This window comes from Chroococcidiopsis sp. CCALA 051 (assembly GCF_003015105.1).
Taxonomy (GTDB): domain Bacteria; phylum Cyanobacteriota; class Cyanobacteriia; order Cyanobacteriales; family Chroococcidiopsidaceae; genus Chroococcidiopsis; species Chroococcidiopsis thermalis.
The window spans coordinates 1-24,445 of record NZ_PYCI01000103.1 but is presented as its reverse complement, the minus strand read 5'-3'; the positions used below and the strand labels follow the sequence as shown (position 1 = coordinate 24,445).

Below are 24,445 nucleotides of genomic sequence, written 5' to 3'. Positions count from 1 at the left end.
TTTTAATTGCTTTATCTATTATTGATGATTTGCCTATAAAGTTGATTAGATGGTGCGCTGTAAGTTTAGGAGCTTTAGCAGGTTTCTGTCTATTAACCAAGTTTACTCTTGGAATCGCTACTGCGGGTTCTCTATATTTATTTTTTTCTGGAAACTTTTTTAGTTCTATTAAGAAAAAAACAAATTATCTTGTTAGTCTTTTTGCCTTGCTTGATTCATTATTAGCTGCCATATCCGTATCATTTATACTATTATCTCCAAATTTTTACATATTCAACTTTCATAAAATACTAGTTTGTCTTGTTGTATCTGGTACTTGTGGATTACTAGCTTGGTTTATTCAGCTAAGGCTAGCACGTAAAGTTATTGATAAAGCAGGCGAAAAAACGATCGCGAGTAGAGATTTACGTAGTAGGTTCCATATTCGGACTGTTAGCTGGTACGTATTTTATGTAATTTATTGTCTTTGTCTCGCCGTAACAATTTTTTCCTCTCATCCTTCATTAGTAGACTATTTAAAAAACTCTTTAGATTTAGCATCTAATTATTCTAGTGCAATGAGTCTTGTAGGTTCTAAGCGAGAGTTAATTCTTGCAGTTTCAGAACTGGTTTTGATATCTATTCTTTTAATTTGTATAGCAAGAGCAGGAAATTTTGGTTTCGCATTAGCTTTATTTCTATGTCTATTTTTAGCTTTTAAACATGGGTTTGTCCGTCATAGTGTCAATCACATCGTCATTTTTAGTTGGTGTACGTTGATTGTAGTTTCACTATCTCTACCAAAACTCAGAACAGCTCGCATTCAAAAAATTCCATATCTACTCTATTTTTATGTCTTAGTTATAGCTTTTATATTTTGGATTCCAATAGGAGTCAGCAGTCCTCGCTCTATTACTCCAAGCATGGCGATTAAAAATTTGACATACTTATTTAACCTAAGTTCTTTGCACTCTAGTGTACGAGCAAATAGCAATAGTAATTTAGCTGTCGAAAAATTACCTACTAGCATGACAAGCATAGTAGAAAATAAAAAAGTTGATATTGTTCCTTGGGAAATATCATTAGTAGCAGCAAACAACCTAAACTGGAAGCCGCGACCAATATTTCAATCTTACTCAGCTTATACAACTGCTCTTGATAACCTCAACTTTAAAAGTCTATCAGCAGAACCGAGAGACTATATCTTCTATGATTTTTCTGCCATAGATGGTAGACATCCTTTTTTTGATGAACCTAGAACTTTTGCTTATATTTTTTGTAACTACAAGTTAAATTCTTATCTCCCTAAGTCTAGCCAACAAAATAAATTTTCTTATCCAACAAACTTATTACTTTTAGAAAAACTGTCTTCAAGTGGATGTTCTCCAAGTGTTTCAACAAGTAAAACGTCAACTGTACGTTGGAATAATTCTCAGCATATAGAAGCAAGCGATCGCTCTATAATTCTTGCAAAAGTTAAATTTACGTATTCTCTCTTTGGGAAAATCTATAAAAGCTTGTTTAGAAGTCCACCTGTAACTATGCAAGTAACTTATGCAGATGGTAGCAAACGAGACTACAGAATTATTCCTGAGAATTCAGACAACGGTGTTATAGTTAGTCACCTACCTAAAGATGACAATGAAGCGTTGTCTTTCTTTCACAGACAATTACCTGCTCAAGTCCAGTCATTTAAATTCCATGCAACCAATTCTCTCTTATACTCACCAACTATAGAAATAAATTTCTTATCATTTGATATCTGATTCCTCTTTTGTTGCTTTGGCAGGATTAAAATAAGAAAAGGAGTGTTAGAAACTAGGCTGTGGCTGTGGATGAGCGTAGAGAGCCAGTATCAACGGTAGCGTTTCTCGAAAAATATTGCCAAACGTACCGAAATCTGTCTCCAGATGTGAGAAATTTTGAAGCCTTTAAGTTTCTGCATCTAGGGATATTTCTGGAATTCCACGTAAATCTTTACCAGTAATCGTGCGTAAAGCAATAGTCACAGCTAAGATTTAATAAATCTTCAACTGCGATTATTAGGCTGAAAGCCTTGCTCTATCTAGTTTTTTCCGATGGCTCAAGGCAGATTTGAACTGCCGACCTTGGGCTTATGAGTCCCCTGCTCTAACCAACTGAGCTACTGAGCCAGATTTTTGACGCTTAACTATACTAACATATCGATCGCTAATCGTACTTTCTGACAAAATTCTGAAGCTAGGATCGAATTCGATCCAATCTCGATTTAAATTGAGAGGACACCGAAATTTCTCTATCTGTTAAATTGGCATGAGCATAAACACAGATGTAGCTTTTTAGCAAGTCTGAACTATACTGTTGCTGCTCGTATTCATCCTTATGATTAAGGATTGGATTAAAAAAGATGAACATCTACGGCTTCCTCCAATCTATCGGGATCGCCAGCCCATATGGTTATGGTTGGCTATCAGTCATGTTTACCTTTGTGTTGGCATGGATAGTCACTTGGCAATTAATGCCAGAAGTGCGATCGTTCGCTTTAAAAGTAGGTTGGGCAGACCAGCCTAACGAACGACGGCTCAACCGCGAACCCTTGCCTAATGCTGGTGGTTTGGTAATTTATACTGGAGTGTTAGCTGCTTTAGTATTGGCAACGCTTTTGCGCCCCATAGTTATTGAAGGAGTGCTAGCTGAGGTACTAACAATCTTGTTAGGAGGCTCGATTTTAGTTTTAGTAGGATTCATCGATGACCAATTTGGCTTGCCACCTTGGGTACGCTTGTCCGTACAAATTCTGACAGCTTTTTTGCTCATTGCTAGCGATATCCGCATCGAAGCTAGAATATTTCCACCAATCGATCCGTTACTTTCGACTCTGATTACCGTACTGTGGGTAGTTGGAATTACGAATGCAATTAACTTGATGGATGGAATTGACGGTTTAGTAGGAGGAGTCAGCTTTATCACTTCTATGAGCCTACTAGCGGTCTCGGCACAATTTGCCACTCGAGCCGCAGCAACTTTACTCTTAGCAGCATTGGGAGGCTCAGCACTAGGATTTCTGCGTCATAACTTTCATCCTTCCCGTATCATCATGGGAGACGCTGGAGCTTATTTTTTTGGCTACGTGCTAGCGGCTACCGCAATTTTAGGTAGCTTAAAAGTTAATACTGTATTTGCTTTAGTACCAACAATCCTATTTCTGCTGCTACCAGTCATTGACACAACTCAGGTGTTTGTCCTGCGGTTGATGGCGGGGAAAAATCCTCTTAGTACTCCTGGTAAAGACCATCTACATCACCGCTTGTTGGCTACTGGCTTATCGCAACGAGCTACGGCGATCGCATTATGGTCTTTCACCGCAGTCGGGAATTGTTTAGCAATGAAACTCCAAGGTATGACCCCTCTCACTATCCTGATGACTATGCTCAGCATTGTCGCACTTCTAAGCTTCACCATCTGGCAAAGAATTAGGAAGGTATGAAGGGGGCTAGGGACAGTTATCAGTGACCAGTGACCAGTGACCAGTGACCAGTTAATTTCAACTCCTGGCTCCTGACTCCTAACTCCTTTCTGCTGATAACTGATAACTGATAACTGACTTCATCGGGGTAAAAAAGCCATCGGATTAACTGCTTTTTTACCTAGTGGATGAATTTCAAAGTGTAGGTGGGGACCAGTACTGAAACCAGTATTACCCATCTCGGAAATCTGCTGCCCTTGGTATACTGTTTGACCTTTATGAACGAGCAATCGCTTGTTGTGGGCATAGCGAGTGACCGTACCATCTGTGTGTTGAATATCAACCATATTGCCGTAGCCGCCAGAGTTCCAACCTGACTTGATGACGACTCCAGCCGCAGCCGCAAAAATAGGTGTCCCCACCGGAGCAGCAATGTCAATTCCTCGATGCATCCTCCCCCAACGATAGCCATACCCGGAAGAAAGTTTCCCTCTAGCAGGCCACATGAAGCCCTTTTTGGAAATTGTCGGTTTGGGTAAATAGGTATCTGCTGAATCTAAAGGTGGTAATGCTGGCGATACGTTTCGTTGCTGAATTGATTGGAGCGAATCTGTTGCATCTCTACCAATCGGTGCTGTTGCCAAGCTATCATCACTTTCATCTTCAGTTGGTTGCACTGAACGCTGCGGCTGTTTTGGTGCTTCTACTTGTAAAGTCTTGCTTGCTTGTTTGGAATTGAAGTTTCGATCTGTTTTAAGTTCGATAGATGCAATCTGACGTAGCTTCTGCAACAAGCGATCGCCACTCGTCTTGGCAGCAGGTTGTTCTGTTGGTATTGCTTGACTCAGCAATGGCTGGGTGCGATATCTCTGTTGTAATTTCTCGATATCACTACGTAAATTTTGGACGTAGCGATCGCTCAACTGTGCTTGTTCTGCTTTTGCTGATTGCTGCCGCTGAATTTCTGCTATCCCTTGAGGATTGGCTTCCATAACCGAATCATCTTCAGAAATGTTGCCACCCATACCAGCATTAGTATTGTTTTCCAGGGCTGCTATTATTGGCTGCTGGCTCTCACTTCCCTTTGATGGCGAAAGTGGCACGATCAGCTGTTGGGCGATCTGAATGCGGTTGGGATCGGCTAATTTGTTGGCGGTAATGAGAGTTGTCAGTGGTAGTCCGTGTTGTTGCGCGATCGCACTCAGCGTGTCTCCGGCTTTTACCTTGTAGCTAAGTGCCTGTAAGGGGACTAGTACCATTGGGCGATCGACCGCTATTTTTGGCAGACTTGCTGCTGTGTGCGTTTGTGCCAAAGACATGCTTCGAGCTTCAGGCATTGCCTCCAGTACGTAAGGCATTGCCTCCCCACTTGCATTACCATGTATTGACTGTGGAGTTTGTAACTGAGGATGGAATGCTAGTAGAGACACTGCGGGTTGCAGCCCAGGATCGCTTGCTAGCGATGCCCCCATTTGTTCCTGGCTCGATGTCCCTGCCGATGCTTGCCACTCCTCAAACCCCAACTCCGCCGAACTCTCTTCTTCCAAGCGATTCAATTTCTGTCTCAAGCGATCGATCGACCATCTTTGTCTGGCGATCGCTGCTTCTCGCTCGTCTAGTTGAGATACTAACGCTGCTGTTGATACGGTAATTTTACTTGCCTTAAGCTGGCGAATCAGGCGATTGACTCGCAAAGCTTGTAAAACTTTGGCTGTTTTCTCTATTGGTTGCTTGGCTACAGGCTCAAATAACTGTGTCGCGTTAGTATGGCTTTGAGTGAATGCTAAAGGCACGGTTGCCGCGATTCCTGTTGGCACACCAATGCTGCCAATGGTTAAGCTCGCTCTAGTTGCTATCGGCATTTGACTGAGCGAAGGCTGATTTATGGCTATGGCTGGAGCGCTATTACTGATTTGGGTCAATAGCAGATTGGACGCTCCGGCTGAGAAAATAATGCCGATCGTGGCGGCTGAAGTCCGCACTTGCCGCTTGGCTTTAGAGGCTCGATCTGCTCGATCTTTTGCCCACGTTTGTTTCAACAATGACCTCCTGTCTGGAATAGCGCTTAACTACCTCTGTTCATTTGCTCTGGCGATCGCAATTGCGATACTACTACACGATGGTTTTGAGTGTTATCAAATCCAGTTTTTCATGCTGAGATAAATATGCTGAGGCAAGCTTACTAGGCATTTTTGATTTAAACAAGCTTACAGCCTATTGGCAAAAAAAATTAACGTTGTCTCCAGTCTGCTCAATATACTACAGTTGGGCGATTTCTACTTAAGGAGTAAGAACTGCCCAGAATATAGGCATTTTTTGTTTTGGCATATTTATTTTTTCTTTTACTGCTATTTAACATTTCTTTAGAAAAAGATTACGCCAATGTATTGAGTCATATTACTTATGTTCTCTATTACACATAGTCAATTTAAGTCAATTCCTGTAAGCCAACAAGTGTTGCATTTTACCAAAGCTGCGAGCTACACAGCCAAGGCTTAACTCTGAGTACAAAGACTCAAATCCTCAATTTATCTTCCTATGGGAGCTGTCAATCTTCTATAACAAGACAGATGAATGATGAAGAAAATGTATCATCGAAGGAGAGATTTTAGTCAAAAAATCTATAAAAATTTCTTATATCTATCTCAAGACTGAAAAGCTGATGATGAGAATTTATTAAAAATAGCTGTAAAAAAAAATACCTTTATTTAACTTAGAGTCAAAAAAATCAGAGAATATACGTAAGTCAGTTGTTAGTTATCAGTTATCAGTGGTAGTTGGTAGTTGGTAGTTGGTAATTGGTGGTGCGTGGTGCGTGAAGAAGGGGTGTAGGGTGTAGGTTGTAGTGGATTGTTGACTGGTCAGGAGTCACTGGTCAGGAGTCACTGGTCAGGAGTCACTGCTCCCTATGCCCTCAAATATCCTAATTGCCGACGGGCTTCAAACAGACCAACGGCGACGCTGACAGAAAGGTTTAGACTGCGAACGCCAGTTTGAGCCATAGGAATGTAAACTCTGGCGTGACAAGCAGAAAGGACGGCTGGAGGTAATCCAGTTGTTTCGCTACCGAATAGCAACCAATCGTCAGCCTGAAATTGGTATTCGATGTAGTTCGATTCACCTTTAACGCTAAAGCCAACCCAGCGTCCCCCGCGCTCTAGATAATAGGTTTTGAAGCTGTCTAGAGATTCGTGGTAATGCAAGTTGACATATTGCCAGTAGTCTAAGCCAGCTCGTTTCAAATAGCGATCGCTAATTTCAAAACCCAACGGTGCAACCAAATGTAATTCTGTCCCTGTCGCCGCACAGGTACGGGCAATGTTTCCAGTATTGGGAGGAATTTGCGGGTGAACCAAAACGAGTTGAGGCATTTAAAAAGTCAAAAGTCGAAAGTCAAAAGTCAAAACGTTGAATTGAGATGCTGTCCTTTCGATAGCACGATTTGGCTTCAGATTCATAAATATATAGTTTTTTTAAATAAATGTAAATCGAAAACAAATGATTAAAAATTCTTAACATTTATTTGTCACTTGTCACTCGTCATTTGTCATTGGTAGAACAAATGACGAGTGACAAATAACTGATGAGTAATGCCCTACACCATTGCCGACGAACAGAGCTTATCTTCCAGTTCTAACTCGCGATCGCTCATTGCTTGAATAGATTGCATGATAATGCTTCTAGGTTCAAAGCCGTATGCATGAAGTTTCAACCACTGCTGAGCGGTGTTCCCCTCGCGCAGGATTTTTTGTACGGGAGAAAGAAAACAATTGAAGCCGTTTTGCTTGGCGATCGCCCAGACTTCTTGATAAACTTCTTCAATCCAGTCTCTCGCTAAGATTTTTCTGCCGTCTTGCCAATGAGTTAGCTGAGCGTCGAGGCTAGAACGGGCGACTGCGCTTTCGTTAGCAGCAGTAATTGTCAACAAATCTTCAGCGCGGGTTGTTGCTGGTAGGGTACTCATTTCTAGCGGATCGAGTTGTGGATCTGCTATGAGTTGGCACAGCCGCGCTTCCAGTAAGGCAGTAATACTCAATAAAGCAATCGGATCGGTGACGAGATCGCAAATTCTTAATTCTAAACGGTTGAGGTCGTAAGGGCGGCGATCGCCATTCGGTCTTACCGATGCCCAAAGATGGCGCACGCTCTGCATTGTCCCTGCGGCTAACTGTTCCTCAACCCAACGAATATGATGAGCGTGGCTTTCAAACAGGGGGACGTGTGCGGGAGTTTGAGGAAAAACTGCCCAACGGGTGGAGTGATAACCAGTAGGTTCGCCGTCAATAAAAGGAGAGGAGGCGCTGAGGGCGAGGTACAGAGGTGCTTCGACGCGGATCAGACGACACGCCCGTAAAAGTACTTCTGGATCTTCAATCCCAACATTAATATGAACGCTAGCAGTAACAACTGTAGTACCGTAGGTCTTTTCAATATATTCATGGTATGGGTTATTCGGGTCGGAACGGTAGAAGCGATCGCTCCCCCCCAAAGATAAAGTACTACCAGGAATAAACGTGTAGTTGCCCAATCGCTGGAGATATTCCCGTATTTTGCGCCGAGGGCGCAGTAATTCGCACAACTGGCTTTCGTATTGAGTTGAGGGAGACGTTATATACTCTACGTTACGGCTATCTGGCTCTTTGGCAAAATTCCCCTCTAAATTTGCCACGATTTTGTCTGAAAGACCGACGACATCACCCGACGGTGTCCCCGTGTACATTTCAATTTCAAAGCCTTTTGATAGCAGCACTTGATTCTCCTCGGCTTACAGTAATTATTCGCCTTTTCAGTCTATCTGGCATAGTCGTGACTTTGCATCTGTCCGCAAGTTCAGTACTTTTATTAACTTGCCACGAGCGATTTTCTGTCCGTAGTTAGGTGCTGTTGTTTTTTTATCTAGATACTCAAGTTAAATTCAAGCCCTAAAATCATTGCTACGTACAGGATATGTTCGTGACTTGCGCTTGCCGTTGTGGTGGTTGCCTCTAATTATCACTTTCTATAGAGAATCATATCGCCGATTGGGGAACAGGGAACAGGGAACAGGGAACAGTGAAAAGATAGAGGGGGCGATCGCTTGGATCTGTCAACATCGAGCGCATTAAGCCAACGTAAGTTCGATTTAGCTATTTTTTCCTAGTTTCTGCTTTTAGTTAGTAATTTCTCAGTTTTTTAGAGTAATTCGATAGAAGAAATAAATTAATTTCAAGCCTAAATCGAAACTAACTTACATCAATTAATTAATGTGTTCGACAATACTAGAAAGCCACTCGATATTAATTTATGACTAAAGGCTGAGCGCCGGGTTGATAATGTACATCTTTAGTTCAGTAAAAACACGATTTCCAATTGTTAGATTGCTATTAAGCAAGAGAACGAAATACAGCCAGTTGCATCAACTAACAACTTAGTTTTCAAGCCTTGCAGGTGTTTTTACTGGAGGGTAAACGAAAGGTTTAGCTGTTAACTCATTCGTCTTTGCCAGCCATTGATCTAACCTCAAAAAAAGTCAAGTCATTTAATAAAAACGGAGAATATTATGATGAGTCAAGATCCGCAAGCACAGACTCAGCAAGATGAACTTGGTAACATTCCAAGCGGTCAATTCTATGTTCGTGCTGTAGGTACAGATTCACCTAAAAATGAAATCGGTACAGCTCCATCTGGTCAATATTACGTTCGTGCTGTCAATAATAATGAAGGCGCTGGACTGCCTAATCAATCCTACAATGCTGGTCAGAACAATCAAGGCGCTGGACTACCTAATCAATCCTACAATGCTGGTCAGAACCAAGTTAGCGAAGCCAACAAAGGTTTAAATAATGGTTTGACTAGAGCTTTAATTGGTGGACTGATTGGTGCTACGTTGGGTACATTAGCTGGTGCTTTAGCTAATAGAAAAACAACTCAGCGTGCTAACGATGCTGTTAAAAGTGTAGGAGAAGCGGCAAAAAGTGTAACTGAAGGTGTCAACAACGCTGCTAAAGGTGTTGGTGAGACGGTAAAAAATGCTGCTGAAGGTGTCAATCAAGCCGTAGTAGGTAAAGCAACAGACGCAATCAAAAATACAGCTGAAGGAGTGAAGCAATCGGTAGAAGGTGTAGCAGACGGAATCCAGCAGACAGCAGACCGCGCTAACCAAGCTGATTATATGAATCGGGGTGGATATGTCAATCAAGCCGAGCAGCAATCTCCACCAGCGACAACCTACATTCTGATTCCCGTAGAAAAAGAGCGCACGATCGAGAGAACTATTATTGTCGATTCACCAACGCTAGAAGATTCTGCAAAGTCATTTCAGTCAGAAGGAATTGCACAGCAGCTGCAAGATAAAGAGCCGATATCTGAAATCAGCCAACCAACATCTGGGTATGGTGAATCAACATCTGGGTATGACGAATCAACACCTGGGTATGGCGAATCAACACCTGGATTGAACGACCAAACATCTGATTTTTAAAGGTCGAACTGAAGGCGCATGACTCGTAAGGGTGGGTTGAATCAAAAATCCGCGAGAATCATGTAGAATTCGGAATTGTTAATTCCGAAGTCTGAATTAACACTCCACGATTAAAATGGTGGCTATCATTGCGATTCTACGCTTTTTGGTTCTCCATGCATAAATGGATTGCTTGTACTCCATGATTTGAATTCCGAACTCCGAATTCAGAATACTTTTTTTCTGGCGTGGATTGAGAGAAACTCGTAATTAATGAGTATGTCAAAATCCACGCACTTTCAAAACTTGGATTAATCCCAGTTTTAAATTAATAATGTTTCTTTTTGTTGCCGAGAAAAAGAGGCGATCGCGATGATTGAAAACGAGGATATTGTGGACGAGCAGAAAAATAACGACGCTCCGACTTCAGAGCAGATCGACACTGAAACGATAGATAAAAGGGTAAGTAACGGGTTCAACAAAGCAGCACTTGGCGGAATTATAGGCGCTGTATTAGGTACAGTCGCGATCGCTTTAGCTGACAAGAAAACAGCTCGGAGTATTAACCAAACTGTAAAAGCTGCGGGAAACGCTGTTAAAGATGCAGCTGATGGCGTTCCTCTCAAGGTCAGAAATGCTGTAGAAGCAGTTAAGGATGTAGCTAGTAGTAATGGTGTAAATCAAACTACAACAGCTAATATTCAAGCCAACACTCAAGCTGCGGCTGCGACTCCGCTTGCTGTAGACACTGGGATGGATATTCCAACTCCAACAACTAACTCACAGCCTGTTAGCTCGGACATTCAGCTACCCGAACAACAGACGTTTCAGTTGTATGAAGAACGGCTAGTTGCAAATAAGAAACAAGTCAAAACTGGTGAAGTAGCGATCGCTAAGCACGTTGAAACACATAAAGTTCGCGTTTGTGTGCCGTTAGAAAAAGAGCGACTTGTCATCGAGCAGATCGATATAGACAACGACACGCCAGTAGCGCCTGGCGAAGCAGATTTCGAGCAAAGGGAATTGGTGCGGCTGGAAGTTTACGAGGAGATGGCAGAAATTCAAAAACAGCCATTTGTGCGCGAACAAATTAACGTTCGTAAGACAGTAGAATATCACAATCTTGAAGTTGAAGATAGCATTCGGAGTGAAGAATTAGATTTGAATCTTCAAGATTTACAAATGGAACAAACGAGTACGTAGCAAGTATAGCTACCTGTAGTACAAAGTTCCTCAAAAACTACCACAAATAGCAATTAATTAACGCGATTTACACCTGTTGTAATTGCAATTTTTTCGACCGCGGGCAATTAACAGCTTGCCCTATTGACGATTGAATAAAAAAGAATCATTGGAAAAAAGGACACAACTATGATGAGTGAAAACGAGCCAATTTTGAGCGATCGCACTGAAAATATCGATTTTACTACGGTCCAACAACCTAGCCAGAATCAAGATAATACTGTTGCAGATAATACTGTTTCCACAAACACAAATAGGGAGCCGAACTTAGCAAAAATAGGAATTGGCGCTGCTGTTGGTGCTTTAGTTGGTGCTGCTACTGTTGCTTTGGCTAGTAAAGTTACGGTCGATCGCATCAACAATACTGTAAAAGGAGTTGGTGACGCTGTTAAGAGTGCAGCCGAGGGTGTAAACAATTCTGTAAAAAATGTTGGCAACGCTGTTAAGAACGTAGCAGAAAACGTTAACTACACCGTCAACGACGTAGGCACTACTATTAAGGGTACAGCGGAGGATGTTAACGAGAATGTAAAAGGTACAGTGAATGCAGTCAAAATGAGTACTCACAACGCCTATTACAATGTTAAAGGCGCGACAGACTCAGTTAGACTTGCGACTGAAGATATTAGTCAAAATGCCAAAAGCCCAATAGAAGCTGTAGCTCAACAAATGGCACAAAGCCAAGCAGTTAGTACTGAAAAGCAAAGCGAACAAAAGCAGACGGCTTACGTTTTAGTGCCAGTCAGCAAGGATAAATTCGTGATGCAAAATTTTCCAGTCGAGAACGGAGTGCCAGTAATCCCTAGAGAGATTAATATCGAGCAAGAGTAACACAATTTCTGTTCGTTTTTGCAATACGATTTGCTCCCTCCAACTCCCCGATAAATTGGGGGGCATTTATTCCCTTTTTAAGAAGGGGGGTGAGGCAGAATTGGTCTTAACTAAAAAGTATTATGTAGAGGAATGGCATTGCTATTCCTCTATTTTCCTAAAGCCTCATCCTTCTATCTTCTAGAACGCCTGCGGAGGCGATCGATTGTGACGGCAACAATAATGACTAAACCCTTGACAACTAACTGCCAGAAGAATGACATATTCAACAAAGTTAGTCCGTTATTGAGGGTGGCAATGATTAACGCACCAAGCAGAGTTCCCCAGATAGTGCCAATCCCACCAGAGAAGCTGGTTCCGCCCAAAATTACAGCCGCGATCGCATCGAGTTCGTATCCATTCCCTAGCATTCCCGTAGCACTGTAAAGACGGCTGGCGCTCATAATTCCCGCTAAGCCGGAGAGCAAGCCACTGACACCGTAAACAAATAACAGTACTCGCTTGACCTTAATTCCTGTTAGCCTTGCTGCCTGTTGATTGCCACCCACTGCATAGATCTGCATTCCCAAAATAGTGCGGCGGAGAATAAACCAGCTAGCTACCACTGTAAGCAACGCAATTACCACTAACCAAGGAACTGGTCCTAAGTAATTAATCCCAATCCACGCAAAGTTGAGGTCGCGGTTGATCACGGTTGTACCGCTGGCAATTAAATAAGCAGCCCCTCGCAAAGCCGTGAGCGCACCTAGAGTGACAATGAAAGGTGGCAGGTCAAGAAAGGCAATTAAAGCACCGTTAATTAAGCCCAAACCCAAGCCTGCGAGTAAAGCAACGGGAACCGCCAGCCAGCCGACCCCTGGGATGAGTGATGTCAGTACGCCAACTACAGCTGTTACTCCCAGGATAGAACCAACCGAAAGATCGATTCCGCCCGTAAGAATTACAAACGTCATCCCTGTTGCTAGCACGATGTTGATCGATGCTTGCCGGAATATATTGACTATGTTGCCTGTGGTAAGAAAGTTAGGCGTGAGTAAGGCGAAGAGAATGCAAATCAGCGCCAGAATCGGGAGAATTCCTACTACCTGAAGCAGGTTACTTGCAGATTTACGCCTACTTCCCTTGGGGCGATCGCTCGATCTGCCTCGCATTGGTTTTGATTGGATTTGACTCATAATTTTTCTCCCTCAATTGCTCCGGTGGCGTAAGTCATAATCTTTTCTTGCGTAATTTTCTCGCCGTTGGTACTGTTTAGTTCGCCAACTAAACGCCCTTCTCGCATCACCAAAACGCGATCGCTCATCCCGATAATTTCGGGTAGTTCGCTCGAAACCATTAGAATTGCAACTCCTTGGGCTGCTAAGTCGCTAATGATGCGATAAATTTCGCTTTTTGCGCCAATATCTACACCCCTTGTGGGTTCGTCTAACATCAAAACTTTAGGCTTAATTGCCAACCATCTTGCTAGCAGCAGTTTCTGTTGGTTGCCACCAGACAAATCTAAGGCTCTAATGCCTAGTTCTGCTAGCCGAATATTAAAGTTATCGACTGCGGCTGAGGCAATTTGGTTAATTCGTAATGGGCTGATCGTGCCTACTTTCGCTTCCCGTTTGAGCAGGTTAATTGCAATATTCTTGCGGCAGCTCATTTCGAGAAATAAGCCCTGTTCTTTGCGGTCTTCTGGCACGTAACCAATACCAGCGGCGATCGCATCGCTGGGTTGATTGATGTTGAGATGTTTACCATCTAAAATCACTTCACCACTTGTCTTGGGGTCAGCACCGAAAATTAACCGACATAGTTCCGTACGTCCTGCACCTACCAGTCCTGCCAAGCCGACAATTTCTCCTGCGTGTAGTGTTAAACTTGCAGGCTGAATCTTGCCACCATCGCTAATGTTTTTTACCTCTAGTACGACTGAACCGATAGTTTTTCCGGGCTGTTTTTCAAACAAATCTTGCAAAGGTCTGCCTACCATCATTTGTACCAGGCGCTCGCTAGAGATCTCCTGGCGTTCTAAACTGCCTACGTACTCGCCATCTCGCAAAACGCTAATGCGATCGGCAAGCGCGTAAATTTCTTCCATGCGATGACTGATGTAGATAATGGCGATGCCGTTGTCTCGCAGCTTGCGAATTAACTCAAATAGTTGTTCTGTCTCGCGGTCTGAAAGCGCTGCGGTTGGCTCATCCATAATTAGGATGCGGCTATTGTCCTTGAGCGCCCGCGCAATCTCGACTTGTTGCTGTTCGGCAATTGAGAGACGAGACACCGTGTCTTCTGGCTGAAAACTCGCTCCTAAACTGTTAAGAACTGCTGCTGCTTCCTGATTCATGCGATCGCGATCGAGGAAATATCCCTTAGTTAACTCGCTACCCATGAAGATGTTTTCAGCTACAGTCAAGTTGGGGGCGAGATTCAGTTCTTGATAAATCAGGGCAATTCCGGCTTGCCTAGCAGCACTAGGATCGGAAATTTTTACTGGGTCGCCGTTAATGCGAATTTCACCTGCATCTGTGTCGTATGCCCCAGCCAGAATTTTCATCAACGTACTTTTACCCGCGCCATTCTCGCCCATCAGAGCGTGAATTTCACCTGGATAAACAGTCAAATTGACATTCTCCAAGGCAGTTACACCATGAAATTTCTTGGTAATGCCTCGCATTTCTAACCGAGGGATGGGAGGGGATGTTGTTGTTGTCATAAAAATTGCGAGAGTCGGGAGTTTTAGGGGCAGGTTTTTTGAGGATAGCTGTCAAACAACAGAGAGTTCTGCCATCAAACCCGTCCTTACAGAAGTCAAGAGAAGTTAAAAATAATTCCGAATTCCGAATTCCGAATTCCGAATTCTTACTGCCAGCCTTTATAGTCTTTGACGTTTTCTCTGGTAATTAGCCTGACAGGAATCAATATGTCGGGATTCTTCGGCTTCTTGCCATTGAGAATGTCGTTACCAACTCGAACGGCTGTTTGTGTCATGCCTAGCGGATCTTGAGCAGCAGTCGCAACAAAAATACTATTGGGGTCTTCAATTGCTTGTTTTGCTTCCGGTGCGCCGTCTACGCCGACAATGAAAAACTCGTTGCGTCTAGCTTGCTTGGCTGCGAGTTCTGCACCAACTCCGCTCGGATCGTTGATCGCAAATACGGCATCAATTTTGTTAAATGATGTCAGCAAGTCGCTCATGACCCTTAAACCACCATCTCTGCTACCTTCGGCGTTTTGGTCTTTAGAAAGTATTTTGAGGTTGGGGTACTGAGCAAAGACTTGTTCGCAACCTTTGACGCGATCGAATACAGATTGTACTGGCGGACCATTCACAATTACAACATTGCCTTTCCCTTTGAGGCGATCGGCAATATACTGACAGCTAATCTGCCCTGCTTGCAGATTATTAGAGGTGACGGTAGCATCTACGCCACCACCCGCACCTGTATCGACTGCGATTACGGTAATGCCTGCTTGTTTGGCTTTTTCCACAGCAGCTGCAATGCCCTCACTATCGCCAGCATTTAGCAGGATTAAGTCCGTGTTAGCGGCAATAAAGTTTTCGATTTGATTGAATTGCAAGTTGAGGTCGTAACCGCTTGAAACAACAGCAGTTCGTACCCCTTCTCCAGCAATTTTCTTAGCCTCAGATTCCGCACCTCGTCCCATCAAGACAAAGAAGGGATTGCTGAGATCGCCTACAGTAATTGCAAGCGATCGCAGTTTTGAGTTTGGATTGATTTGTGCTGTAGAGTTATTTTGGCTATCTGGCGAGCAAGCGACAATCGCACTGCCGATCGCGCCCAATAGACCAATGGCGATCGCGGCTTTTTTCCCTTTCATTTTTTCAACCAGCTTTTAAAAATAGTCAGACCGAATCTATAGTGCGAGATGCGATCGAGATTTCAGGCAATTTTTTTAGTATGCAGAATTATTATTTTGATTTTTTTATTAAACGTTATACATCTATCTTAAAGCTTAGATATTGAAATGGATTGAATGCGCGATCGCCCTGAAATTTGTTGAGACTCGTATGTATAAGTACCGTTTGATATCAAAATTTGCTTCAAATTATTCAAACTAGAAACAAAATTTAAATTAAAAATTGTAAATATTGAATTGACCTAATGTCTATTTATCAGAACATCTGAATGCAAGAATGCTTAAAGAGAAAAATCTATTTTATCGCGGCTTGATTTTCTATATCTATGAGTAGAAAAAATAATTTGAGCAGGAGTATCCGTGGTAAATAAACAGCAATTATTTCTCGTACTGCTCGTAAGCCGCAACAATTCTTTGCACTAAAGGATTGCGAACGACATCTTTTTGAGAAAACTCGCAAAAAGCAATTCCTTCGAGATGTTGCAAAATCTTCAACGCTACGGTTAACCCTGATTGTTGTTGCAAAGGCAAGTCAGTCTGAGTCATGTCCCCAGTCACAACCATGCGCGAACGGAATCCCAACCGCGTTAACACCATTTTCATCTGGGCTGGTGTCGTGTTCTGCGCCTCATCTACAATCACAAAAGCATTATTCAGCGTGCGACCCCGCATATATGCTAGAGGAGCTACTTCAATGACTCCCCGTTCCATTAGGTTAGCCATTTTTTCTTGGTCGATAAACTCATACAATGCGTCGTAGAGGGGACGGAGAAACGGATCGACTTTTTGTTGCAAATCCCCTGGTAAAAAGCCCAGTTTTTCCCCAGCTTCCACGGCTGGACGAGTTAAAATTAACCGTTCGTACTGATTTGCTAACAAAGCTTGGGCAGCAATTACCACTGCTAAATAAGTCTTACCAGTCCCAGCAGGACCAGAGCAAAATGTCAAGTCATGGGTGCGAATGTATTGAATATACTGACGCTGGCGAAAAGTTTTTGCCCTGACTTCATCGCCGCGACGGGTACGAGCGAGAACGTCTCGCTGTAATTCTTGCAGTTCGCCTTGGCGATGGGTATCTAATGCTTGACGCGCCGTCAGGATATCTGCATTTGAAATACTCTTACCCTGACTCCAAAGATCTTCGAGCGATCGCACTAACTGCTGGCTTAGCTCAATTTGTTTTTCCGTGCCGTAAATATATAACTCTTGCCCGCGCAACACAACTGTAGCACCTGTGAGTCGCGCCAGGGTTTTCAAATTTTCTTCATTTTCTCCAGCTAAAGCGATCGCGCCAGCTTGAGTTGGTAGCGCGATCGTTAAAGGCTCTGCCATACCAGTTTTCTATTTGTCATTGGTCGTAACCCTATGGGAAGGGCTTCGCCCTACACCATCAGTCATTTGTCCTTTCTAGCTTACTAGCTACAAACGAGCGGTAACCATCAACCAACGACTAATGAGAACGAGGTTTTTGCACGGGTTTGGGACTCTCACCTCGCTGTTCCCTCAATTTTGGCGCAGATGAACGATCTGATGAACGTCCGGTTTCTTCCCCACTCGTCGCACCATTAAAAGCTTGGCTACCGTAAATATCCAGATATACTGAATGCCCTGACATAGCAGCAGCAGCAGCAATAACCGTGCGAATATTTTGAATATTGCGTCCGCCGCGACCAAAAACTCGCCCCTTGTCTTCACCTTCAAAGGCGACTCTAAGCCAAACCTTTGCCGTACTAGGGAAGAACTCACAATCCACGCTTAGCGAGTTGGGAGACTCCAAAAACGGCTGAATCAAAAATTGCGCTAGTTTAGCGTAATCTGGTTGTCGATCTGAACTTATAGTGCGATCGCCCTTATGAGTTGGTTGATTGGCTGGCTGCGGTATTGAGCTGTTCAAAGACATTAGCTTTTTGTAAAATGTGACGCACGGTATCAGTAGGTTGAGCACCTTGTTGGAGCCGCCTTACGATTCCTGGCACATCTAGCTTAGTTTCGTCAGTTCTGGGGTTGTAGAATCCCAGCTCTTCCAAAGCACGACCTTCGCGCCGAGCGCTGCTTTTTATCGCCACAATGCGGTAACTTGCTTCCCGCTTTTTACCGTATCGCTTCAATCGCAGTTTGATCATACTGGGGTTAACTTCTCCTGTAGGCGGCTAATAGATTGTATTCACTGAATAGATCATCATATCACAGTTGACAGTGACTAGTGACTGGTGACTAGATTCTTCCAGCCACTAGCCACCAGCCACTAACCACTCACAAAGTCCCAAACCCCTTTTTCTTCTTCTCTTTCTTCTTTTTCTTAGCGGGTGCGCCGCCAGCGTAGCCCCGCCAACCAGGGGGAGTAGGACGACTACCAGCAGCATAGGGATCGCCCATACCGCCGCCACCACCGAATAGATTGGGCATACCTGGGAAGCCGCCGCCTTGACCCATCTGCTGCATCATGGCTCGCATTCTCTGGAAGTCGCTCACCAGTTTGCTCACGTCGCTTTCTTTATAACCAGAACCTCTGGCAATCCGGCGGCGACGGCTGGGGGAACTAGATAACAGATCGGGGTCTTTACGTTCCTGCTTGGTCATGGAATTGATCATCGCTTCGCAGCGTTTGAGCTGGGTTTCACCCTGCTTCAGCTGGTCGTCCGACATCTTATTCATGCCAGGAATTAGCTTCATAATGCCACCCAAAGAACCCATGTTCTTCAGCAGCCGCATCTGCTTCAGAAAGTCGGTGAAGTCAAATTTTGCCGAGAGAATTTTCTCTTGCATTTTCTCAGCATCGGCAAGATCAAATTCTTCTTGGGCTTTTTCTACGAGCGTCAGCACGTCGCCCATACCTAAAATGCGCGATGCCATGCGATCGGGGTAAAAGGGTTGTAGTGCTTCTACTTTTTCCCCGACACCGACAAACTTAATCGGCTGTCCCGAGATTCGTCGTACTGAAAGCGCTGCTCCACCTCGGCTGTCACCGTCCAGCTTGGTGAGAATTGCCCCAGTAATACCGACTTGTTCGTGGAAAGTGCGGGTGAGATTGGCTGCTTCTTGACCCGTCATCGCATCCACTACCAACAGCGTTTCGTGGGGTTGCACGGCTTCTTTAACACGAATCAACTCCGCCATCATGTCTTGGTCAATTTGCAGGCGACCAGCGGTATCGATAATAACTGTATCTACCCCTTGTGCTTTGGCTTGTTCGACACCTTGTCGCGCAATCTCTACGGGGTCGGCATTGCTACCCATTTCAAACACGGGTACGTCAATTTGCTTACCCAGAGTCACCAACTGATCGATCGCGGCGGGACGATATACGTCTGTCGCTACCATCAAGCAACTGAGGTCTTGCTTGCGTAGATGTAATGCTAATTTTGCTGTAGCGGTGGTTTTTCCCGTCCCCTGTAAACCTGCCATCAAAACAATGGTAGGGGCTGCGTCTGCCTGTGCGAGGGGAACGTTGGTTTCCCCCATCACTTCTACCAGTTCGTCATAAACAACTTTGATGAATTGCTGGTCGGGTCTAACCCCAGAAAGTACCTCGGCTCCTTGTGCCTTAGTTTCCACGTCAGCAATAAAATCTTTGACTACCTGCAAATTGACATCCGCCTCCAATAAGGCGCGGCGTACCTCCCGCAATGCCTCTTGAATATTGGCATGGGAAATCTTATCTTGTCCCCGCAGCTTTTTCCAGGCAGATTCTAGGCGATCGGCAAGTGCATCAAACATATTTCATCAAGTAAAACGGCGATCGGATTTTGGGAAAGCAAATTTTATCCACTATTTCCATTATGAGGGATAAGGATGAACGGTTGACAGTTGATGGTTGATGGTTGGTAGTTGGTAGTTGGTAGTTGCTCCGCAACTCTCTTCTCCCCCTCAGATGGGCGACTCTCCCTCAGCTCAAGAGCAGCTCTTTTCTTCCCCTCACTTCTCGCTCCTCATTACTCGCTTTTCTGAGAATAATGTTAAGAAATATTAAAAATAGTCATTTTGTATTTTTGGATACAGAATTACCTGCTATAGTAAAAAAGTGAAAGTAAACAGAAAAATATAAAGAGGAATAAATTATGTCTACTCAAGAACAAGCTCGGGCGTTGATGATGCGTCACCACCACGTAGTCAAAAACCGTCAGCAATCGATGTTGAACCGTGCAGCAGCTGAAATTGGTTTTGAAGGTACGACAGAATATTGGAATCATATTCAAGGCAAACCCCACCCCACCTTCTCGGCTAACTACGATCGCAGTGGTTCTTCTATGAGCTAGATGGCGATTTTTGTGTGAAGAAAGTTTGCTAAATTTGTTAAATAACATAAAGCTCCCCTCAAAATTGCATGGCGATCGCAGTTTTGAGGGGAGCTAAAATTTTGTAGTTGAGTACAGATACCGGGAATAACTATACAGAGAATTGCTAAGTCAAGATTGAGTAGTGAACCCGCTACCGATACTAAATATTCTAGTGACGAACAACGTTCTGCTTCTCCGAAGTGCTAAAGTCACTATAATAGCAATTCTCGATTGCGTGCGTGACATTTGTAGGGGCGCTTTCTCTGTACGCCCCAGAGAGAGCGTGTGTTTTACCCAATCGAAAAACCGCTATAAAATTACTTCCCACGATAGATGATAGAGTTTTCGTGATTAACATATTTTAACAATTGCCTGCAAAAAAATAGTTGGTTGGCATGTTATCCCGCTGAAAAACGACAGGAGCCAAAAGCAAAACCAACTCGTGCATAGATGCGCTCGCAATTTGAAAAATATAGAACTCACTAAACCTTATGGAAACACTTCCCACGGTTAAAGCGACTCCTGCTCAACACGAACTGACCGATCCAAAAGTAGAAATAGATACTTTAATTACAGCACCTCAACAAGAAACAGAGATCGATCTAGAGTTTCTTTACACCAGAGATATCGAATTTCGTCAAGAAACAATTTACTTTGTGGTAGTCGATCGCTTTTATGATGGCGATCCAAACAATAGCGAAGGTCCTAACCCAGAACTATACGATCCCAATGCTCAAGAATGGGGGAAGTATTGGGGTGGTGACTTACAAGGAATTATCGATAAACTCGATTATCTTAAAGGCATGGGAGTGACAGCAATTTGGCTGACTCCTTTATTCGAGCAAATTGAAGATTTATTTATCGAAAGTGCGGCAATTCACGGCTACTGGACGAAAGACTTCAAACGCTTGAACCCGCGATTTATCGGTCAAGATGAAGATCCATCCCTGAACAAAACTCAAGAAACTAGAAATACCACCTTCGATCGCTTGATTGACGAACTACACAAGCGAAAGATGAAGTTAATTCTCGATATTGTCTGCAACCATAGTAGCCCTGACATTAGCGGAGTCAAGGGAGAATTATATGACGATGGCGTAAAAATTGCCGACTTTAATGATGATAAAGATCATTGGTATCATCATTACGGTGAAGTCTCCAATTGGGAAGATGAATGGCAAGTACAGAACTGCGAACTTTCCGGTTTAGCCACATTTAACGAGAACAACAACGACTATCGTAATTACATCAAATTGGCAATTAAGCAGTGGCTAGATCGAGGCGTGGATGCTTTGCGGGTAGATACAGTCAAGCATATGCCAATTTGGTTTTGGCAAGAGTTTATCGCCGATATTCAAGCCCATAGACCAGATGTGTTTGTCTTTGGTGAATGGATTTTCAGCCATCCACTCGACGATCTCTCGGTAGAATTTGCCAACTGTTCGGGTATGTCCATGCTCGATTTTGGTCTATGCGTAGCAATTCGAGGCGCTTTGGCACAAGGCGCTGAGGGTGGATTTCAACTAATCCAAGATGTTTTCGATCTCGATTACCGCTATAACGGGGCAACAGAGTTAGTCACGTTTATCGATAACCATGATATGCCGCGTTTTCAGTCGCTTAATGCCGACCCGGAAATGCTACGAGTGGCGATGGCTCTGATTATGACATCTCGTGGCATCCCTTGCATCTACTACGGCACGGAACAGTATCTTCACGACGATACAAATGGCGGAAATGATCCCTACAACCGACCGATGATGACGAGTTGGGACAACGACACTGAAATCTATCGTTATATTCGCTTGCTTTCTGGCTTGCGGCGACTCAACCCAGCCGTATCGGTTGGTAGCCATCAGCAGCGATATATTACCCCAGATGTCTACTGCTATGTCAGAAGATATGGTGAGTGTACCTGCTTTGTTGCCATGACTCGCGGCGAAGCCGTCACGATTGATACAGTCATGACAGACTTACCAGATGGCGAGCATACTTGCGTGTTAACGCGGCGCAAATTTACAGTGGAGAACGGCGAGATCCGCAATTTAGAACTGGGACGAAGAGATGTCATCGTTCTCAGTCATATTGGGGAAAGGGCAAAAGCTAAAACTTTAGTTAGAGTGCAATTAAATGGGGTCAACACTCAACTCGGTGAAAGAATTGTGGTGATGGGCGATTGTCCAGAGCTAGGAAACTGGGATATTGGCAAAGCTTACCCCCTAGAGTACATTAATGCCAATACTTGGTTTGCGGAAATTCCCTTCGAGGAGAGTGCTGGTAAGTTAATTACTTACAAATATGCCATGTTGCGAGAAGGGCGATCGCCATTACGGGAAAATATCGTGGCTCGACGTTGGGTTGTTGCTAGCGAAGGGACGGTTAAGTGGCGAGATCTCTGGGCATCTGGGAGAGAATCGTAGAAAAGTCAAAAGTCAAAAGTCAAAAGTCAAAATAGTTAATAAGCTTCGCGATCGAACTCAAGTAATGGGATAGTGGTGGATTGCTTCTTGCCTATTACCCATTACCCATTACCAACGATCGACAATCCCTTCCTAATTCAGGAAATTGCGAAGACTAAAGTTCGGTTTTACGCCTGTCGCTAGTGCCAAAATCTCGATACTCTCTTATTGAGTAGCAAAAGTGGAACTATCTAGAAAAGCGGAACGGAACGGAGAGTTGCTAGCTGTGAGAGGGGGCGATCGCTGGTGCAAATGTGGACTTTACCAACTATAAGGGAAATTATTACCAAGAGCAGAGCGGATGAGATTGGCTACTACACTCCAGAGTTGGAAACAGAAGTCATTCGCCATACCAGTGCTGCATCTAAACGGCTCAAAGTCGTGAAAGAGTGGAGTGGGGCGATCGCCGCACTCGAACAGCTATTGTTAGATAGTCTTGGTTCCCCATTGTCAAACTCTTTAGGATTTAAAGGCGATCGAGGCATCGTTTTAGCTGGTCCAGCACCAATTTTGAGTCAAAAAGAGTTGCTGGCTAACTTTCAAACTGGAGTGTTTACCGCAGAGTGGCTGAAGTTATCTGGAGGAAGACCGTTTCAACTCCCGCCAGCTGCAACCAAGTCTGATGTAGCCAAGTCTCAAGCAAAATCCGATCCTTTACCTGTAGCAGTAGAAATCGATCCCCCTGGTAGTACGACTATACCCTTGCTACCGGGAGATCCGCTAGCAAAGGAACAGTTTTGCTTAGTTTTGACAGATAGTTTTAGCTTGGTGATGGTTGCTGGGGTAGATGGCAATAACGACCCAGTATTTATGTTTGCATTTGAACCGGAGATAGTTGCGCAGGCATGGCAGACGCTGCGGGCGCGAGTGGCTCTGACTAGCCCGCGATATCTACTATTGCAAGTCGATGCGATCGCCCATAAATATGCTCCCGTTGCCCCAGATTACCGGATCGTGGCTCAATTTAGCCGCCTGTTACTAAAGTATTTGCCAGAGCCAGAGGAAGGACAAGGGGACAATGCAAAAGTCAAAAGTCAAAAATCAAAAGTCAAGAACAACGATAATCTTCTTGACTTTCAACTCCCGACTCCCGACTCCCGACTCCCAACTCCCCATTCCCGTCCCGATTTAGAACTCCTGCAAGCATTTGCTCACGAAGTTCGCACGCCTTTGACGACAATTCGCACGCTGATTCGCCTGTTATTGAAGCGACGAGACTTGTCTAGCGATGTGCAAAAACGCTTAGAGGCGATCGAACACGAATGTCGAGAACAAATCGATCGCATGGAGTTGATGTTTCAAGCGGCGGAACTAGAAACATCTGCTTCAGATAGCAACAATAATAATTATTTGATTGCCACATCTTTAGAACAGTTGTTGCAGCAAAGTATTCCCCGCTGGCAACACAGTGCGAAACGCCGCAACATGACTTTAGATGTGATTGTGCCGCAGCAAATGCCAACGGTGATCAGCCATCCTAGTATGCTCGATCGGGTACTGACAGGATTAATCGAGAATTTTACTCGCAGCCTACCCGCTGGCAGTCAAATTCAGGTGCAAGTCATTCCTGCTGGCGATCAACTCAAGCTACAGTTATTTTCGCAACTTCCAGGAGAAGACGACGAAGCGACACAAAGTTTTTCTGTCACGTCGATTGGCAAATCTCTCGGTCAGTTACTCACTTTTCAACCCGAAACAGGCTGTATTAGTCTCAATCTCAATGCTACTAAGCACCTATTTCAATCGATTGGTGGCAAATTGATCGTGCGTCAGAAACCACAACAAGGAGAAGTATTGACAGTGTTTCTCCCCCTATTTGGGAGTGGGGAGTCGTAGGGGCGGGTTTTTTTTGAGGATACCTGTCATCACACAAATGATTCTGCGGTTAAACCCGCCCGTATAT

18 protein-coding genes, 1 tRNA gene and 1 pseudogene are annotated in these 24,445 nt (G+C 44.0%); 9 read left to right on the top strand and 11 right to left on the bottom strand.

What is annotated here, in order from left to right:
* Together C7Y66_RS31260 and C7Y66_RS32570 are read left to right on the top strand one after the other, a co-directional pair.
* Positions 1-1,745 (top strand): hypothetical protein (locus tag C7Y66_RS31260; RefSeq protein ID WP_106547178.1); only part of this gene is annotated, 1,745 nt, incomplete at its 5' end.
* A 59-nt stretch (positions 1,746-1,804) separates the two neighbouring features.
* A pseudogene (locus C7Y66_RS32570) lies at positions 1,805-1,974 on the top strand (IS701 family transposase); the annotation flags it as partial.
* Positions 1,975-2,058: 84 nt separating this feature from the next.
* Here C7Y66_RS32570 and C7Y66_RS21650 read toward each other — a convergent pair.
* Positions 2,059-2,132 (bottom strand) — tRNA-Met (locus tag C7Y66_RS21650).
* A 233-nt stretch (positions 2,133-2,365) separates the two neighbouring features.
* Between C7Y66_RS21650 and C7Y66_RS21645 the strand changes: the two genes are divergently transcribed.
* Positions 2,366-3,445: an MraY family glycosyltransferase gene (locus tag C7Y66_RS21645; RefSeq protein WP_015153906.1), complete on the top strand. Its 1,080-nt coding sequence runs from the start codon at positions 2,366-2,368 to the stop codon at positions 3,443-3,445.
* Positions 3,446-3,564: 119 nt separating this feature from the next.
* Here the strand turns inward: C7Y66_RS21645 and C7Y66_RS21640 are convergent, their stop codons facing one another.
* The 3 genes from C7Y66_RS21640 to gshA all read right to left on the bottom strand — a co-directional run bounded on the left by C7Y66_RS21640 (position 3,565) and on the right by gshA (position 8,174).
* Positions 3,565-5,463 carry a M23 family metallopeptidase gene (locus C7Y66_RS21640; RefSeq protein WP_146149838.1) on the bottom strand — a complete coding sequence of 633 codons (1,899 nt, stop codon included), beginning with the start codon at positions 5,461-5,463 and terminating at the stop codon, positions 3,565-3,567.
* A gap of 867 nt (positions 5,464-6,330) precedes the next feature.
* Positions 6,331-6,795 (bottom strand): tRNA (cytidine(34)-2'-O)-methyltransferase, encoded by a 465-nt coding sequence (locus C7Y66_RS21635; RefSeq protein WP_106547176.1) that lies wholly within the window; start codon positions 6,793-6,795, stop codon positions 6,331-6,333.
* Between the two features lie 224 nt (positions 6,796-7,019).
* Positions 7,020-8,174, bottom strand: coding sequence for a glutamate--cysteine ligase (gene gshA / locus C7Y66_RS21630; protein WP_015153909.1), 1,155 nt, complete (start codon positions 8,172-8,174; stop codon positions 7,020-7,022).
* A gap of 789 nt (positions 8,175-8,963) precedes the next feature.
* Here gshA and C7Y66_RS21625 point away from each other — a divergent pair.
* The 3 genes from C7Y66_RS21625 (at position 8,964) to C7Y66_RS21615 (ending at position 11,936) form a co-directional block, all read left to right on the top strand.
* Positions 8,964-9,884 carry a hypothetical protein gene (locus C7Y66_RS21625; protein ID WP_106547175.1) on the top strand — a complete coding sequence of 307 codons (921 nt, stop codon included), beginning with the start codon at positions 8,964-8,966 and terminating at the stop codon, positions 9,882-9,884.
* 351 nt (positions 9,885-10,235) lie between these two features.
* Entirely contained in the window at positions 10,236-11,066 is an 831-nt protein-coding gene (locus C7Y66_RS21620; RefSeq protein ID WP_106547174.1) for a YsnF/AvaK domain-containing protein, read from the top strand.
* 168 nt (positions 11,067-11,234) lie between these two features.
* A complete protein-coding gene (locus C7Y66_RS21615; RefSeq protein ID WP_146149837.1) occupies positions 11,235-11,936 on the top strand; it encodes a hypothetical protein in 702 nt (233 codons plus the stop codon).
* A gap of 173 nt (positions 11,937-12,109) precedes the next feature.
* Here the strand turns inward: C7Y66_RS21615 and C7Y66_RS21610 are convergent, their stop codons facing one another.
* The 7 genes from C7Y66_RS21610 to ffh form a co-directional block, all read right to left on the bottom strand.
* The gene (locus tag C7Y66_RS21610) at positions 12,110-13,111 is read right to left on the bottom strand and encodes a ribose ABC transporter permease (protein WP_106547172.1); all 1,002 of its coding nucleotides are present in this window, start codon (positions 13,109-13,111) and stop codon (positions 12,110-12,112) included.
* Entirely contained in the window at positions 13,108-14,640 is a 1,533-nt protein-coding gene (locus C7Y66_RS21605; protein ID WP_106547171.1) for a sugar ABC transporter ATP-binding protein, read from the bottom strand. The genes C7Y66_RS21610 and C7Y66_RS21605 overlap by 4 nt, the downstream gene beginning before the upstream one ends.
* A 146-nt stretch (positions 14,641-14,786) precedes the next feature.
* Positions 14,787-15,767: an ABC transporter substrate-binding protein gene (locus C7Y66_RS21600; protein WP_106547170.1), complete on the bottom strand. Its 981-nt coding sequence runs from the start codon at positions 15,765-15,767 to the stop codon at positions 14,787-14,789.
* A 417-nt stretch (positions 15,768-16,184) separates the two neighbouring features.
* Positions 16,185-17,138 carry a PhoH family protein gene (locus tag C7Y66_RS21595; protein ID WP_015153914.1) on the bottom strand — a complete coding sequence of 318 codons (954 nt, stop codon included), beginning with the start codon at positions 17,136-17,138 and terminating at the stop codon, positions 16,185-16,187.
* A gap of 118 nt (positions 17,139-17,256) precedes the next feature.
* Positions 17,257-17,706 (bottom strand): KH domain-containing protein, encoded by a 450-nt coding sequence (locus C7Y66_RS21590; RefSeq protein WP_015153915.1) that lies wholly within the window; start codon positions 17,704-17,706, stop codon positions 17,257-17,259.
* On the bottom strand, positions 17,657-17,929 hold the full coding sequence (gene rpsP / locus C7Y66_RS21585; RefSeq protein ID WP_015153916.1) for a 30S ribosomal protein S16: 273 nt from the start codon (positions 17,927-17,929) through the stop codon (positions 17,657-17,659). The genes C7Y66_RS21590 and rpsP overlap by 50 nt, the downstream gene beginning before the upstream one ends.
* Positions 17,930-18,059: 130 nt before the next feature.
* Positions 18,060-19,523 carry a signal recognition particle protein gene (ffh, locus tag C7Y66_RS21580; RefSeq protein WP_106547169.1) on the bottom strand — a complete coding sequence of 488 codons (1,464 nt, stop codon included), beginning with the start codon at positions 19,521-19,523 and terminating at the stop codon, positions 18,060-18,062.
* A gap of 341 nt (positions 19,524-19,864) precedes the next feature.
* Here ffh and C7Y66_RS21575 point away from each other — a divergent pair, with 341 nt between their 5' ends.
* From C7Y66_RS21575 to C7Y66_RS21565, 3 genes are all read left to right on the top strand, one after another.
* Complete coding sequence (locus tag C7Y66_RS21575; RefSeq protein ID WP_015153918.1) at positions 19,865-20,062, top strand: hypothetical protein; 198 nt, start codon at positions 19,865-19,867, stop codon at positions 20,060-20,062.
* 512 nt (positions 20,063-20,574) lie between these two features.
* The gene (locus C7Y66_RS21570) at positions 20,575-22,503 is read left to right on the top strand and encodes an alpha-amylase family glycosyl hydrolase (RefSeq protein ID WP_106547168.1); all 1,929 of its coding nucleotides are present in this window, start codon (positions 20,575-20,577) and stop codon (positions 22,501-22,503) included.
* 291 nt (positions 22,504-22,794) lie between these two features.
* Positions 22,795-24,378 (top strand): sensor histidine kinase KdpD, encoded by a 1,584-nt coding sequence (locus C7Y66_RS21565; RefSeq protein WP_106547167.1) that lies wholly within the window; start codon positions 22,795-22,797, stop codon positions 24,376-24,378.
* Positions 24,379-24,445: the final 67 nt, after the last annotated feature.

What these genes read in the sequence shown, in the direction of transcription:
- C7Y66_RS21595 (WP_015153914.1), bottom strand. Translation starts at nt 17,138, where the DNA reads ATGGCAGAGCCTTTAACGATCGCGCTACCAACTCAAGCTGGCGCGATC.
- ffh (WP_106547169.1), bottom strand. Translation starts at nt 19,523, where the DNA reads ATGTTTGATGCACTTGCCGATCGCCTAGAATCTGCCTGGAAAAAGCTG.
- C7Y66_RS21605 (WP_106547171.1), bottom strand. Translation starts at nt 14,640, where the DNA reads ATGACAACAACAACATCCCCTCCCATCCCTCGGTTAGAAATGCGAGGC.
- C7Y66_RS21570 (WP_106547168.1), top strand. Translation starts at nt 20,575, where the DNA reads ATGGAAACACTTCCCACGGTTAAAGCGACTCCTGCTCAACACGAACTG.
- C7Y66_RS21610 (WP_106547172.1), bottom strand. Translation starts at nt 13,111, where the DNA reads ATGAGTCAAATCCAATCAAAACCAATGCGAGGCAGATCGAGCGATCGC.
- C7Y66_RS21625 (WP_106547175.1), top strand. Translation starts at nt 8,964, where the DNA reads ATGATGAGTCAAGATCCGCAAGCACAGACTCAGCAAGATGAACTTGGT.
- C7Y66_RS21645 (WP_015153906.1), top strand. Translation starts at nt 2,366, where the DNA reads ATGAACATCTACGGCTTCCTCCAATCTATCGGGATCGCCAGCCCATAT.
- rpsP (WP_015153916.1), bottom strand. Translation starts at nt 17,929, where the DNA reads ATGATCAAACTGCGATTGAAGCGATACGGTAAAAAGCGGGAAGCAAGT.
- C7Y66_RS21590 (WP_015153915.1), bottom strand. Translation starts at nt 17,706, where the DNA reads ATGTCTTTGAACAGCTCAATACCGCAGCCAGCCAATCAACCAACTCAT.
- C7Y66_RS21575 (WP_015153918.1), top strand. Translation starts at nt 19,865, where the DNA reads ATGTCTACTCAAGAACAAGCTCGGGCGTTGATGATGCGTCACCACCAC.
- C7Y66_RS21565 (WP_106547167.1), top strand. Translation starts at nt 22,795, where the DNA reads ATGTGGACTTTACCAACTATAAGGGAAATTATTACCAAGAGCAGAGCG.
- C7Y66_RS21620 (WP_106547174.1), top strand. Translation starts at nt 10,236, where the DNA reads ATGATTGAAAACGAGGATATTGTGGACGAGCAGAAAAATAACGACGCT.
- C7Y66_RS21615 (WP_146149837.1), top strand. Translation starts at nt 11,235, where the DNA reads ATGATGAGTGAAAACGAGCCAATTTTGAGCGATCGCACTGAAAATATC.
- C7Y66_RS21600 (WP_106547170.1), bottom strand. Translation starts at nt 15,767, where the DNA reads ATGAAAGGGAAAAAAGCCGCGATCGCCATTGGTCTATTGGGCGCGATC.
- C7Y66_RS21635 (WP_106547176.1), bottom strand. Translation starts at nt 6,795, where the DNA reads ATGCCTCAACTCGTTTTGGTTCACCCGCAAATTCCTCCCAATACTGGA.